The sequence below is a fragment of the Sphingomonas faeni genome (genome assembly GCF_003053745.1).
In the GTDB taxonomy this organism is placed as follows: Bacteria; Pseudomonadota; Alphaproteobacteria; order Sphingomonadales; family Sphingomonadaceae; genus Sphingomonas; species Sphingomonas faeni.
The window spans coordinates 72250-85055 of the sequence record NZ_QAYE01000008.1 but is presented as its reverse complement, the minus strand read 5'-3'; the positions used below and the strand labels follow the sequence as shown (position 1 = coordinate 85055).

General features: G+C 65.7%; 15 protein-coding genes. 8 read left to right on the top strand and 7 right to left on the bottom strand.

Annotated features, from left to right (window positions below; all coding sequences use genetic code 11):
* Positions 1-48: 48 nt before the first annotated feature.
* The 4 genes from mtgA to C8J25_RS14820 are packed head-to-tail and all read right to left on the bottom strand — an operon-like array spanning position 49 to position 3913.
* The gene (gene mtgA, locus C8J25_RS14835) at positions 49-723 is read right to left on the bottom strand and encodes a monofunctional biosynthetic peptidoglycan transglycosylase (protein WP_107955166.1); all 675 of its coding nucleotides are present in this window, start codon (positions 721-723) and stop codon (positions 49-51) included.
* A gap of 9 nt (positions 724-732) precedes the next feature.
* Positions 733-2004 (bottom strand): flavin monoamine oxidase family protein, encoded by a 1272-nt coding sequence (locus C8J25_RS14830; protein WP_107955164.1) that lies wholly within the window; start codon positions 2002-2004, stop codon positions 733-735.
* A gap of 1 nt (position 2005) precedes the next feature.
* Positions 2006-2908 carry an RNA polymerase sigma factor RpoH gene (gene rpoH / locus C8J25_RS14825; RefSeq protein WP_056048373.1) on the bottom strand — a complete coding sequence of 301 codons (903 nt, stop codon included), beginning with the start codon at positions 2906-2908 and terminating at the stop codon, positions 2006-2008.
* 57 nt (positions 2909-2965) lie between these two features.
* Positions 2966-3913 carry an RluA family pseudouridine synthase gene (locus tag C8J25_RS14820; RefSeq protein WP_107955162.1) on the bottom strand — a complete coding sequence of 316 codons (948 nt, stop codon included), beginning with the start codon at positions 3911-3913 and terminating at the stop codon, positions 2966-2968.
* Positions 3914-4196: 283 nt separating this feature from the next.
* Between C8J25_RS14820 and C8J25_RS21340 the strand changes: the two genes are divergently transcribed.
* From C8J25_RS21340 to C8J25_RS14780, 8 genes are all read left to right on the top strand, one after another.
* The gene (locus C8J25_RS21340) at positions 4197-4358 is read left to right on the top strand and encodes an MPN domain-containing protein (RefSeq protein ID WP_341871540.1); all 162 of its coding nucleotides are present in this window, start codon (positions 4197-4199) and stop codon (positions 4356-4358) included.
* A 112-nt stretch (positions 4359-4470) separates the two neighbouring features.
* Entirely contained in the window at positions 4471-5115 is a 645-nt protein-coding gene (locus C8J25_RS14810; protein WP_107955160.1) for a histidine phosphotransferase family protein, read from the top strand.
* Between the two features lie 120 nt (positions 5116-5235).
* Positions 5236-7524, top strand: coding sequence for a chemotaxis protein CheA (locus C8J25_RS14805; RefSeq protein ID WP_107955158.1), 2289 nt, complete (start codon positions 5236-5238; stop codon positions 7522-7524).
* Positions 7521-7949, top strand: a complete 429-nt coding sequence (locus C8J25_RS14800; protein WP_107955156.1) for a chemotaxis protein CheW — start codon at positions 7521-7523, stop codon at positions 7947-7949. The genes C8J25_RS14805 and C8J25_RS14800 overlap by 4 nt, the downstream gene beginning before the upstream one ends.
* A 75-nt stretch (positions 7950-8024) precedes the next feature.
* A complete protein-coding gene (locus C8J25_RS14795; RefSeq protein WP_055878033.1) occupies positions 8025-8390 on the top strand; it encodes a response regulator in 366 nt (121 codons plus the stop codon).
* A 13-nt stretch (positions 8391-8403) separates the two neighbouring features.
* On the top strand, positions 8404-9522 hold the full coding sequence (locus C8J25_RS14790; RefSeq protein ID WP_107955154.1) for a chemotaxis protein CheB: 1119 nt from the start codon (positions 8404-8406) through the stop codon (positions 9520-9522).
* Positions 9519-10355: a CheR family methyltransferase gene (locus tag C8J25_RS14785; RefSeq protein WP_107955152.1), complete on the top strand. Its 837-nt coding sequence runs from the start codon at positions 9519-9521 to the stop codon at positions 10353-10355. Before C8J25_RS14790 ends, C8J25_RS14785 begins: the two co-directional genes overlap by 4 nt.
* A gap of 84 nt (positions 10356-10439) precedes the next feature.
* Entirely contained in the window at positions 10440-11144 is a 705-nt protein-coding gene (locus tag C8J25_RS14780) for an HPP family protein (protein ID WP_107955150.1), read from the top strand.
* Here C8J25_RS14780 and C8J25_RS14775 read toward each other — a convergent pair.
* Genes C8J25_RS14775 through C8J25_RS14765 form a run of 3 tightly spaced genes read right to left on the bottom strand, consistent with a single transcriptional unit; the run spans position 11141 to position 12754 of the window.
* Positions 11141-11590: a cytidine deaminase gene (locus C8J25_RS14775; RefSeq protein WP_107955148.1), complete on the bottom strand. Its 450-nt coding sequence runs from the start codon at positions 11588-11590 to the stop codon at positions 11141-11143. The two genes, C8J25_RS14780 and C8J25_RS14775, sit on opposite strands and share 4 nt — an antisense overlap.
* Positions 11587-12264 (bottom strand): glycoside hydrolase family 25 protein, encoded by a 678-nt coding sequence (locus C8J25_RS14770; RefSeq protein ID WP_107955145.1) that lies wholly within the window; start codon positions 12262-12264, stop codon positions 11587-11589. Before C8J25_RS14770 ends, C8J25_RS14775 begins: the two co-directional genes overlap by 4 nt.
* Before the next feature lie 7 nt (positions 12265-12271).
* Positions 12272-12754, bottom strand: coding sequence for a UPF0262 family protein (locus tag C8J25_RS14765; RefSeq protein WP_056050677.1), 483 nt, complete (start codon positions 12752-12754; stop codon positions 12272-12274).
* Positions 12755-12806: the final 52 nt, after the last annotated feature.

The following is a 12806-nucleotide window of genomic DNA, read 5'->3' as shown; positions in this document are numbered from 1 at the left end:
GTTTGCGGAACAGTGGACCCCGGAACGAGTCCGGGGTGACGACGTGGTTCAGGATCGCAAACACCCGTCCAACCCATCGTTCCGGACAACCGAAACCCGCCGCGACAGCGTATTCCCATGCTTCCGCACGAAACCATGAGGATCGATCGCCGCCCGCTTCTTGGGCAACGGCAAAACAGCGGCAATCCGCCCCGCCTCGGTCGGAGACAACCGCGAAGCGTCGTGATTGAAATACCGGATCGCCCCGGCGTTCGCGCCATACGTGCCGATCCCGGTCTCGGCGATGTTGAGGTACACCTCCATGATCCGCCGCTTCCCCCACAGCGTCTCGATCAGCACGGTGAAATACGCCTCGAACGCCTTTCGCACATAGCCGCCCCCCTGGAACAAGAACGCGTTCTTCGCGGTCTGCTGGCTGATCGTCGAGCCGCCGCGGATTCGCCCGTCCTGCGCATTGCGCGCTGCCGCGCCCGCCATCGCCTTGAAATCGAAGCCATGATGCGAACAGAACCGCGAATCCTCGCCCGCGATCGCCGCACGCGCCATGTCCGGGTCCATCTCCGACAGCGGCATCCAGTCCTTGGTGATCGTGTGCCCTGACATCAGATCGCCCATCATAGTCCAAGTGAACGGCACCGGCACGAACCGGTACAGCCCGACCCAGGCGACCGTGACCAGGACGAACCCGCAGATGATCTTGGCGAAAATGCGAAAGAAGCCCATCGGCACTTCTTATGCGATCGGCGCGGCCTCGCCAATCACCGCGTGCGCGGCCGCAACGCCGGTTTCATATGCGCCGTGCGCGGTGGAAAAGTCGAACGCGTGGCAAGCTTCGCCAGCGAAGTGGATGCGGCCGTCAACCGATGCGGCGAGGACGGCGCGTTGCCCGGCTCGGCCGATGCGTGCGTGGCTGTAGCTGCCGCCGATATAAGGTTCGTGCCGCCAGCGGGTTGCAGCCAGCGGGGTGAAGCGCTTTCGCCAGTCGCTGCCGAGCAACCCCACCAGTTCGTCGATCGCGAACTGTGCCGCATCGCCGTCCTCCAGCATCTCTGCGCAGTCGCCGCCGAAGAAGCTCTCGACGATCGGCCAGCCGAACGGAGAAAGGCGGTGGCTGGCGGTGCAAGCGCTGTACGGGTTGCCGACCAGGTGCGCGTTGGTCGGCCATTCGGGCCGGTCGACGTAGAAGAACACCTTGTCCGCTAGGCCGAGCGGGAGGTCCGCGGCGGCGGCGTGCTTGTCGGGGAGCGGCGGATCGAAGACGATCTGCGACTTGGCGAGGACGGTAGTGGGGACGCAGACAATCACGTGGTCCGCCTCGATCGTTCCAGCCGGTGTGTCGAGTTGAAGACGACGACCGCTGCGGTCAATGCGCGTTACCGGGGTCGAGAGGCGGATGTTCAGGCCAGCGGCACGGCTGGCGACGAGTGTGCCGTAGCCTTCCTTCACCGTCCAGTTGTCGTCGGTAGCAGCCTCTTCGTATGCGGCCCAGTCGTGGAGCGACACTTGGGTAAGGTTCGCACCGTTTGCGTAGCCGGAGATCGCGTCGATCTTCGGGCACCATTTGTCGTTGGGGGCGATGAAGTCGGACAGCGGGCGGTCGGGGCCTTCAAGGGCGGCTAGGGCGCGCTCGTTCCAATCTTGGTAAGCTGTGGCAGAGGCTGACTGATCTTCGGGTGGGAAGCCGAGGTCCCGCCACTGAGTGCGCCAGTTCGCGTCGGAGCGGTCTACCGTAAAGCCCGCCGCCTCGGCAATTTCGGTCCACGGGTTGCGCTGGGCAGAGTGCAGCCAGCCGCAACCGGCGTCTACATGTTCCCCCGCGAAGGCGGGGGTCCAGTCTGAGCCCCCGCCTTCGCGGGGGAACAAGCTTTTCAGGGAAAGGCTATGGGCTCTGCCGCCGAGACGGTCGCTAGCTTCTAGCAGTAGGACCTCTTGCCCCGCATCATGTAACGTCCGTGCCGCTGCAATCCCGGCCGCACCGCCGCCGATGACGACGGTGCGCACCATTTTACGCCGCCAGCAGGCGCTTCTCGCCGGCGATTCGCATCATCGCCTTTTGCAGCTTTTCGAACGCGCGCACCTCGATCTGTCGCACGCGCTCGCGCGACACACCGTAAACCTGCGACAGTTCCTCGAGCGTCTTGGGATCATCCGTCAGGCGACGCTCGGTCAGGATATGCTGCTCGCGCTCGTTGAGATCGTCCATCGCCGACACCAGCATCGAGTGGCGAACGTCAGCCTCCTGCGCGTCGGCGACGATCTTGTCCTGCAACGGCGCGTCGTCCTGCAGCCAATCCTGCCATTGGCCTTCGCCGTCTTCGCGCATCGGCACGTTGAGCGACGTATCGCCACCCATCGCCATGCGGCGGTTCATGCTGACGACGTCGGTCTCGGCGACACCCAAGTCGGTCGCGATCTTGGTGACATGCTCGGGACGCAGATCGCCGTCCTCGAACGCATCGAGACGGCTCTTCATCCGACGCAGGTTGAAGAACAGCTTCTTCTGCGCGGCGGTGGTGCCCATCTTCACGAGGCTCCACGAGCGCAGGATATATTCCTGGATCGAAGCGCGGATCCACCACATCGCATAGGTGGCGAGACGGAAGCCACGCTCGGGCTCGAACTTCTTCACGCCCTGCATGAGACCGATATTGCCCTCGGAGATCAGCTCCGAGGTCGGCAGGCCATAGCCGCGATAGCCCATCGCGATCTTCGCCACGAGACGGAGATGCGACGTCACCAGCTGCGCCGCGGCCTCGGTGTCGCCATGCTCCTGGAAGCGCTTGGCGAGCATATATTCCTGCTCGGGTTTCAGGAGGGGGAATTTCTTGATCTCGGCGAGATAGCGATTGAGCCCTGCTTCGCTGCCGAGCGCAGGAATCGTCGCTGGAACGTTGGAGCGGGCTGCCATGGTCGTAATCCCTTTTTGCTGACCCCAATTGCCGCAATGCGGCATGGGACCGATTATCTATACGTGAAGCTGGGTGAACAGTTCCTGCATGTCTGCGGGCATTTCGCTTTCGAACGCCAAAGCGATGCTTTTCACCGGATGGATGAACCCCAGATGCGCCGCGTGCAAGGCCTGCCGGCGGAAACCGAGCGTTTCGAGCAGCGACTTCTGAGCTTGCTTTGTTCTACCATAGACCGGGTCGCCCAACAAGGCGTGGCCGATCGACGCCATGTGCACGCGCACCTGATGCGTCCGGCCCGTCTCGAGGCGGCATTCGATCAACGCTGCACCGCGGAGCGCCGTGATCGTCGAGAAATGCGTCACCGCGCGCTTGCCGCCCTCGACGATCGCAATCTTCTTGCGGTTCTGCGGACTCCGAGCGAGCGGTGCGTTAACCGTCCCGCTCGCCGGGCGCGGGACACCGCCGACGATCGCCTTGTAGCGGCGGTCGATGCTGTGGTCGTGGAACTGCTTCGCCAAGCCTTCGTGTGCGCGGTCCGTCTTGGCGGCGATCATCAGCCCCGACGTGTCCTTGTCGATGCGGTGGACGATGCCGGGCCGCGCGACGCCGCCGATGCCCGACAGGTTGCCGGCGCAGTGATGGAGCAGCGCATTGACCAGCGTCCCGTCGAAATTGCCCGCAGCGGGGTGGACAACGAGCCCGGCGGGCTTGTCGATCACGATGAGGTCGTCGTCTTCGTAGGCGACGACGAGCGGGATATCCTGCGCTTCGTTGTGCAGCGGCGTCGGCGGAGGGATCGCTACCGCGAAAACCTGTCCTGCGGCGGCCTTCTTCGCCGAATCGCGCCACTCGCGACCGTTGAGCGACACCTGGCCCGCGGCGATCAACGCCTTCAACCGCTCGCGCGACATGTCGGGAAGCACTTCGGCAAGCGCACGATCCAGCCTCCAGCCATCCGTGGCCGGTGTGATCGATGCTTCGACGATGGAAACCCCCCGGTCCATGTCCTACCGATGTGGCGATGAGCGTGACGATTTCAAGCGAATTGCTGCGGCGACTGGTCGCAGAGGCGGCTGCGTCGCCGGATGCGGAGGTCTGTGGACTGTTGTTCGGGGCGGCGGGCCGGATTAAGATGGCGGAGGCGTGCGCTAACGTGGCACCAAACCCTGCGCGAGCGTTCGAGATCGATCCGACTGCGTTGTTTACGGCGCATCGACGGGCTCGGGGGGGGGGGGGGGGGGGGGGGGGCTGGCGGTAATCGGGCATTATCATTCGCATCCGTCCGGTTTGCCTGTTCCGTCACCTCGGGATGCGGCGCAGGCGATGGGGGATGGAGCGGTCTGGGTCATCCTTGGCGCTGGCGCCGCTCGGGCTTGGCGATCGAACGAGGTGGGGGCGTTTGTCGAGGAGACAATCGAGCAGATCAACGATATCGCCACCCCGGCCTAGGCCGGGGGGGGACCATCTACACCCCGCGCCGCGCTGTATGGCGCCGCCTCGAACCACACTTGCGCGCCGTTCGCGCCACCGCCAGAAGACGCACTGTAATTAGGGGATTTTCATGACGGTCAGCCCGGTCGATTTCGCTAGCCTGCTCTGTTCGCGCCTGTGTCACGACCTCCTGTCGCCGGTGGGTGCGCTCAACAACGGGCTCGAACTGCTCGCCGATGAGACCGATCCGGCGATGCGCGAGCGCGTCATGGAACTGCTCGCGGACAGCGCGCGCGCATCCGCCAGCAAGCTAAAGTTCTTCCGTCTGGCGTTCGGCGCGGCGGGCGGGTTCGGCGAACTGGTCGACACGCATGAGGCGCGCACTGCGATCGAAGGGCTGGTTGCCGAGAACAAGCGGATCACCTTCGTGTGGGCGGTTGAGACGCCGGCAATGCCGAAGTCCGCGGTCAAGGTGCTGCTCAACCTGGCTCTCGTCGCGACCGAATCGCTGGTGCGCGGCGGCACGATGGAGGTCGGCGGCGAGGAGAATGACGGCCAGCTCGAGATCGTCGTCAAGATCGAGGGCGGCCGGATCGTTCTCGATCCCGAGATCCGCCGTACTCTGGTCGAGGGCGAAGGTGTGCACGACGTCACCCCCCGCGCGGCGGCGGCGTACATGATCAACACGCTCGTCAAGGAGGCAGGCGGTACGGTGATCGTCTCCGAACCGGCCGAAGGGATCATGATCTTCGGCGCGGTCTTCAACGGGCGGTAGGGCGCGGTCTTTTACGATCCTTCCCCGCAAGGGGGAGTATCCAGAAGGGGGGGCGTACCCTCAGAGCTAACCCGCCCTTAACCTCCACCATGCATGACAGGCCTCGAACGCGGGGCCGGCATGGACGATCTGTTACAGGAATTCATTGCCGAGACGCGCGAAACGCTGGAGGCGATCTCCGGTGAAATCGTCGCTTGGGAACTCGCCCCTGCCGATGGCGCCCGTCTCGATGCGATCTTCCGCTTCGTCCACACCGTCAAGGGAAGCTGCGGGTTTCTCGATCTGCCTCGGCTCGCGCGACTGAGCCACGCGGCCGAGGACGTCTTGGCCGCTGTTCGCGACGGCAAGCGGACGCCCGACACCGCGCTCGTGAACGCGGTACTCGGCATCGTCGACCGGATCGCGCAGATCGTCGATGGGCTCGACTCCGGCACGATATTGGACGATTCAGGCGAGGACCTGTTGATCGCCGCGCTCGCCCCCGACGCGCAGAAAACCGCGCCGGCTGCCGCCGCGCCGGTCGGTCGTAGCGCAAGTCGCAGCGTCCGTTTGAACGTCGATCTGCTCGATCACATGATGAGCGGCATGTCCGACATGGTGCTCGCGCGCAACGAGCTTGCCCGACAGCTGCGCGACAGCGACGTTGATCCGAAGGTAGAGGCCGCGCTGGAACGCCTGTCGCTGACGGTTGCCGATATGCGCGACACCGTCACCCGGACTCGCATGCAGAAGGTCGACGCGCTGTTCTCCGCGCTGCCGCGGATGGTGCGCGATACCAGCGCGGAGCTGTGCAAGGCGGTCAACCTCGTCATCGAGGGCGCCGACGTCGAACTCGACCGCGAGATGATCGAGCTGATGCGCGATCCACTCGTCCATATCATCCGAAATTGTATCGACCACGGGATCGAAACGCCGACGGCACGCCGCGCGGCCGGTAAGCCGGAGACGGGTCGACTGGTCGTCTCGGCGCGCCAGTCGGGCAACCAGATCCTGATCGAGGTAAGCGACGACGGGCAGGGCATCGACGTCGCGCGGATCGTCGCGAAGGCTGCCGAGAAGAAATTGTATACGCCGGCTGAACTGGCGGCGATGAGCGAAACGTCGCGGCTTCAATTGATCTTCGCGCCGGGTCTGTCGAGCCGCGACACGGTGACTGCAACCTCGGGCCGCGGCGTCGGCATGGACGTGGTACGCGCCAATATCGAGCAGATCGGCGGCCGGGTCGTGTTGGTCAATACGCCCGGGCGTGGCCTCCGGATCATTATCAACGTGCCGCTGACACTGTCGATCCTGTCGACCATCATCGTCGGCGTCGGCACGCAACGGTTCGCGCTTCCGCGACAGGCGATCGAGGAGATCGTCATGGTGCGCGGCGATCAGGTGCGGCTCGACATGATCGGCGACGCGGCGACCGCGACGGTGCGTCGCAAGCGAATGCCGCTTGTCTCGCTCGGGGACCTATTCAAACTTACTAAGGACACACCGCCAACGCTGGTCATCGTGTCGACGCGGGAGGGCGATTACGCGCTCGGCGTCGATACCGTGCTAGATACCGAGGAACTGGTTGTGAAACCCGCGTCGCCTGCGGTGATGGCGACCGGCGTCTATGCTGGCATGACGCTGCCCGACAACGGATTGCCGATGCTGCTGCTCGACGCGTCGGGCATCGCGGCGGTTGCAGGACTTCGATTCGCGCCAGTCGCAGCTGCGGACGCAGTGATCCTCGAAGAGGTCGTGCCAGGTATCCCGGCACTGCTGTTCGACGATCTCGATGGCCAGCGTCGCGCAATCGCGCTGGCCGTCATCGATCGTGTCGAGCCGGTGTCGACCGAGGCGATCCGTTGGTCTGCGGGCGCGATGCGGTTATCGGTCGGCGACGCGATAATTCCTCTGTACGCGGTCGGCAATTTCGCCTCGAGGCGCGAAGTCGCGGTACTGCGCCTAACCGACGGCGAAAGCGAAATGGCGTATGCGATCGCGGAGGCAATCGAGATCGTCGAATTGCCCTTTGAGATCGCACCTCCGCGTGGGTCAGGACCGATCGCGGGCGTCGTACTGATCGCCGGCGAACAGGTCGAACTGATCGATCCGCATGCGCTCTTCTCCGGCCAGCCGGTCATGATCGCCTCGCCGCCGGTATGTCTGTTGCAGGTCGACGGTTCCGGCTGGATGGAGACGTTCCTCAAACCCGCGCTGGAGGCGTCCGGCTATCGCTGCGTCACGTCGCTCGCCAGGGGGGAGACCGCGGCGGTTGCGCTGGCGATGGAGGATGCGCCACCGTGTGAAGCGCTAGCGCCGGTGGTGACCTTGCGGCGATCCAAAAGCGCGGACGGAGACGATGACGCGAGTATCTATCGATACGACCGGCCCGCGTTGATCGCAGCGCTGGCGGCACGGAGGGCAGTATGACCGATCTGTTTCTCGTGGCGCATATCGCCGGTCGCGGTGTCGCGATCGCGGCGGCGCAGGTCGATTCGGTGGTCGACATCGGCGAGATCGTCGCCGTCCCTCGTGCGGATGCGGTCGTCCGCGGGCTGGCAGCGTTGCGCAGCCGGGTGGTGACAGTGATCGATACCGGCATCGCCCTTGGCCTGTCCCGCACGCCCGATACCATGCGGCGCGCGGTGATCACCGTGGTCGAAGGGCATCATTACGCGATCCTGGTCGATTCGGTGGAGGATGTCGCACCGTTCACGCGACTGCCGCTGTCGTCGGGGCTGGCGCTGCACGGTGGCTGGGCCGCTGTCGGCTGCGGTCTCGTCGAGCGCCACGATGAGCCTTTGCTGATCCTGGATCTCGCCGCGGTCGTACCGGCGCCCGGTTTGGCAGCCTGATATTTCTTTAGCTTAACCCGATGCTTACGCTTTGTCGGCTAGACCGGCCCCACGATTTCCCCTGGAAGGCTTTCCATGAAGACCTGTCTCGTCGTCGATGACTCAAAGGTGATCCGCAAGGTCGCGCGTCACATCCTGGAGACGCTCGACTTCACCGTCACCGAAGCGTGCGATGGTCGCGAGGCGTTGGCCTCCTGCATGGCGTCGATCCCGGACGTGATCCTGCTCGACTGGAACATGCCCGTGATGAGTGGCATGGATTTCCTCCGCGCGCTGCGCGAGGCTGACGTGCCGCGCCGCCCCAAGGTCGTGTTCTGTACCACGGAGAACGGCATGGCGTATATTCGTGCGGCGATCGAGGCGGGCGCTGACGAATATGTGATGAAGCCGTTCGACCGCGACACGCTGGAATCGAAGCTCCAGATCGTCGGCATGGCCTGATCCAGGCCTAGCCGTGACGACCCGGACCCACCCTGCAGAGCGGCATGCGGACCGCGACGGGCTCGACTCCGCAAGGGTCCTGATCGTCGATGATTCCGTGGTCGTTCGCGCGGTGATCGCGCGGCTGATCGATGCGAGCGACCGGTTTTCGGTCGTCGGCGCGGTCGGCAACGTCGCGGCGGCCTTGGCATTCCTGGATCGCGCGACGGTCGACTTCCTCCTGCTCGATATCGAGATGCCGGGGATCGACGGGCTCAGCGCATTGCCCGACCTGATCGCGGCGGGGCAGGGCGCGAAGGTCCTGATCGTGTCGTCCAGCGCGGACGAAGGCGGGGCTACCGCCTTGCGGGCGATGGCACTCGGCGCCGCCGAGACGCTGATCAAGCCGTCCACGAGTGCCCTGTCGACGCGGTTCGGGTCGGTACTGGTCAACAAGCTCGAGGCGCTGTGCGAGTATCCGGCGCAGATGCCGCCTGCGCTGGTCGTGCGCGCTCCCGTCTTGCCGCCGCCGCCCGCGGACACTCCGTTGCCGATCCGCCCGGTCTCGACCAGCGACGACTATGACATCGTCGCGATCGGCGCCTCGACCGGCGGCATTCACGCGTTGAGCCAGATGTTCGGTCAGATGCCCGCCGGGTTCCGCCTGCCGATCGTTATCACTCAGCATCTGCCGGCGTCGTTCATGCCGTACTTCGCCGCGCAGATCGCAGTGCTTGCCGGACGCCCGTGCGATGTCGCAGTCGACCGGATGCGGATTCGACCGGGCCGGATCACCATCGCACCCGGCGACGCGCATCTCAAAGCTGTGAAGCTGTCCGAAGGTGGCGCGGCCTTTCGTCTGACGCACGAGGCCGCGCTTAGCGGGTGCATGCCGTCGGTCGACCCGATGTTGGCCTCGCTCGCCGACGTCTATGGCCCGCGCCTGCTCGCAGTCGTGCTCAGCGGTATGGGGCGCGACGGTGCGGAGGGGGCGCGGCGCGTCCACGACAGCGGCGGGTACGTCGTCGTCCAGGATCGGCAAAGCTCGGTGGTGTGGGGCATGCCGGGCGCGATCGCCGCCTCGGGCATCGCCGACGCAGTGCTGGCCCCCGACGCGATCGGTCGCCTCGCGGCGACGCGACGCCGACCATGACGTCGCGCGCCGCTCCCGCACCCGCCGCGTCGCAGGCCACGATCAACGTCCTCACCGCGTTGCTCGAGGCGCGCACCGGTCAACAGATCGCCGCCTATCGCTCATGGCGGCTCGACACCGCGCTGAAACCGCTGTTGCGCGCGCGCAAGCTCGATACGCTCGACCAGTTGGTGACCCAATTGCTGCAGGGAAGCGACCGTTCGATCGGCGACTCGATCGTCGACGCCCTCGTCAACCAGGAGACGTCGTTCTTCCGCGACGCGCAGGTATTCGAGATGCTCGCCGAGGCGGTCGCGGACGCCGAGCGTGACGGGCGTCGTGCGCGGATCTGGTGCGCGGGCTGTTCGACCGGTCAGGAGCCGCTCTCGCTCGCGATGCAGTTCGCCGAACGTCGCGATACGGGTGGCGTCCCCATGCCCGAGATCGTCGCCACCGACGTATCCGATGCCGCCGTCGCCCGCGCGCGATCCGGTCGCTTCTCGCAGTTCGAGATCCAGCGCGGGCTGCCGGTGCGTCGCATGATCCGCTGGTTCGACACGACCGGCAGCGATTGGGCGGCGAAGCCCGAACTGCTCGGGATGGTCGCGTTTCGCCGGATGAACCTGGTATCCGACCCAGCGCCGCCCGGACAGTTCGACGTCGTCCTGTGCCGTAACGTGCTGTTGTACCTGTCCACCGACACCAAGGCAGAGGTGTTTCCGAAGATCGCTAAGGCGATGAAGCCGGGCGGCGTGCTGGTCATGGGGGCGGGCGAAACCGTGATCGGCCAGACAAGCGCCTTCGCGCCGAGCAAGCGGTTCCGCGGCTTGTACGAAATGCCCGTACAGGAGTAATCGGTCCACCTCGCGACCGACCGCCGCCGTGACTTGCCGGCGGTCTCGCCATATGAACCAGGCATTGTCCACCGGGTGTCTCGCATGCGCAAACTCTTCGATCCTATTCTCGCAGGGGGAAACCTCAGGGATCGACTCCGGGCCTGCCTGGGCGCGCTGCTGGGCATCGGCCTGACCAGCGCGATCAGTGCGGCGGTCGTTCACCCGCACGGCGCGTTCCTGCTGATCGCCGCGCCGATGGGCGCCGCGGCCGTCCTCGTGTTCGCGGTACCGGCGAGCCCGCTGGCACAGCCCTGGTCGGTCATTGGCGGCAATATCATCGCCGCGCTGCTCGGGGTCGCCGTCAGGATGCTCGTACCGGCGCCCGAACTCGCCGCCCCGATCGCGGTCGGCGCAGCGATCCTTATGATGTCACTGACCCGGTCGCTGCATCCGCCCGCCGGTGCGGTCGCGTTGACCGCGGTCGTTGGCGGCCCAGCGGTCGTCGATGCAGGCTTCGCGTTCGTGCTCGTCCCGATCGCGCTGAACGCCATCATACTGACGGCGTGCGGAATCCTGTTCCACCGGTTTTCAGGACATAGCTATCCGCACCGCGTGCCCGTTGCGGTACCGGCGCCGATCGAAGCCGCGCTCCGGGCCGAAGATCTCGACAAGGCGCTCGCCGATCTCGGCGAAACGCTTGACGTCAGCCGCGAGGATCTCGACCTATTGTTTGGTCGTGTCGAATACCACGCAATCCAACGGCGTACGCGAATGGCTGGCGGCGGCCCCGTGGGACGCGCGGCTTAGCTGACCCCCAGGTCCGCCGGGCCGAACGCGTCAGGCAGCAAATCCGATACGACATACGTGCGGATCGCATCGCCTTCTGCCGCGCCGCAATGCACCGGCAGGTCGCGGCCGCCCATCTGCGCGGCTTCGTTGATGACCTGGCGACAGCGCCCACAGGGACTGACGGGGGACGTGCCAGTGGCGCGGCCGTCTGCGTCCATCGCGCCGCCGATTACGCCGATCGCGACGATATCGCGGAGCCGCCCTGCGGCGCTGGCGGTGGCGATCGCGACTGTCTCGGCACACAGCGACAGGCCGTAGCTGGCGTTCTCGAAGTTCGCGCCCGTGATGACCGTACCGTCGTCGAGCAACACCGCAGCACCGACCGCAAACCGCGAATAGGGCGCGTGCGCGTTGCGAGAGGCGTCGCGTGCTGCGGCCACGAGTTGCGTTGCTTGTTCGTTCATGATGCCACCACGTCCCAATTTACCGGTCCCTCGATCCCGTCGATGCGGCGGAAGTCGCTTGCCCGCCACATCCGCCACGGCCGCGCGGTGTAGTCTGGCTTGAGGATATTCTCCACCGCCCATAGCGGCCGCGGCACGGCATCCGACAGCGTGTATTTCGAATCCACCGCCTTGCTGATCCGCAGCATCACCGGCTGCCGGGTGTGCGTCTCCACCATCGTCACGAACTGCGCGATGTCGGCGATCAGCGTCGCGCGATCCGGCCGCGCGGTGCAATCATCGTGGAACGCGACGTCGACCGCGGTCGGCAACGCGTCCGACGTCCGCGGGACGAAGGTGTTGAACGCGTTCGCCTGCGCGTCCGCGCGCTGGCACAAGGAATAGACGTGCACCGCGCCACGGCGCAGGCCGGCGTCGGGCAGCGCCGCCCAATTCGCCTCGAACGCCGGATCGCGCCGGTCGGTCCCCGACGTCGCGACGATATAGGCGAAGTCGGCACCGCTCGCGCGCACCGTGCCCCATTCGACGGGACCGGGGTTCTCGGCGAGGTCGATGCCCTGCAGAGGGTATTGCTTGACGTCCGGGTGCCAGCCAGTTGCCGCGGTCCAGCCGCAGATACCGACGAAGCCGGTCGCGGCCAGCGCGGCCGCGAATTTCAAAAGTGCGTGAGCCATGGGTCTTCTAGTTGCGGATGTGGAGGACGCAGATCAGCGTGAACAGCCGTCGCGCGGTGTCGAAATCGACCTCGATCTTGCCGTCGAGACGCTCCTTGAGCAGCTCGGCAGCTTCGTTGTGGACGCCCCGGCGGGCCATGTCGACCGTCTCGATCTGGGCGGGGGAGGATTGCCGGATCGCCTGGTAGTAGCTGTCGCAGATCGCGAAGTAATCGCGGATCGGCCGGCGGAAGCGCCCGAGCGCGAGCACCAAAGTCTCGAGATGCGTGTCGTCTTCGCGGTGGATATGGATGCCGAGGCGGCCTTCCTCCGACTGGAGCTTGATCTTGTACGGCCCGGCATAACCGTCGGCATAGGCCCGCTGCGGGGCGAAGTGATTGCCCTCGATCAGGTCGAAGATCGCGATCCGCCGCTCCTGCTCTACGTCGGGCGAGCGCCAGCCGAGACTGGTCTCGTCGAGTTGCACGTCGATGATCCGCGGGTCGGCCATTCGCGTTCGATAGCGGGGGTCGTATCGCCTGTCACTTGGTCTGAACGCCCGG

Coding starts and splice junctions, on each gene's coding strand:
- C8J25_RS14785 (WP_107955152.1), top strand. CDS start 9,519: ATGACGTCGCGCGCCGCTCCCGCACCCGCCGCGTCGCAGGCCACGATC.
- C8J25_RS14830 (WP_107955164.1), bottom strand. CDS start 2,004: ATGGTGCGCACCGTCGTCATCGGCGGCGGTGCGGCCGGGATTGCAGCG.
- C8J25_RS14780 (WP_107955150.1), top strand. CDS start 10,440: ATGCGCAAACTCTTCGATCCTATTCTCGCAGGGGGAAACCTCAGGGAT.
- C8J25_RS14770 (WP_107955145.1), bottom strand. CDS start 12,264: ATGGCTCACGCACTTTTGAAATTCGCGGCCGCGCTGGCCGCGACCGGC.
- C8J25_RS14765 (WP_056050677.1), bottom strand. CDS start 12,754: ATGGCCGACCCGCGGATCATCGACGTGCAACTCGACGAGACCAGTCTC.
- C8J25_RS14805 (WP_107955158.1), top strand. CDS start 5,236: ATGGACGATCTGTTACAGGAATTCATTGCCGAGACGCGCGAAACGCTG.
- C8J25_RS14800 (WP_107955156.1), top strand. CDS start 7,521: ATGACCGATCTGTTTCTCGTGGCGCATATCGCCGGTCGCGGTGTCGCG.
- C8J25_RS14775 (WP_107955148.1), bottom strand. CDS start 11,590: ATGAACGAACAAGCAACGCAACTCGTGGCCGCAGCACGCGACGCCTCT.
- C8J25_RS14810 (WP_107955160.1), top strand. CDS start 4,471: ATGACGGTCAGCCCGGTCGATTTCGCTAGCCTGCTCTGTTCGCGCCTG.
- mtgA (WP_107955166.1), bottom strand. CDS start 723: ATGGGCTTCTTTCGCATTTTCGCCAAGATCATCTGCGGGTTCGTCCTG.
- C8J25_RS14820 (WP_107955162.1), bottom strand. CDS start 3,913: ATGGACCGGGGGGTTTCCATCGTCGAAGCATCGATCACACCGGCCACG.
- rpoH (WP_056048373.1), bottom strand. CDS start 2,908: ATGGCAGCCCGCTCCAACGTTCCAGCGACGATTCCTGCGCTCGGCAGC.
- C8J25_RS14795 (WP_055878033.1), top strand. CDS start 8,025: ATGAAGACCTGTCTCGTCGTCGATGACTCAAAGGTGATCCGCAAGGTC.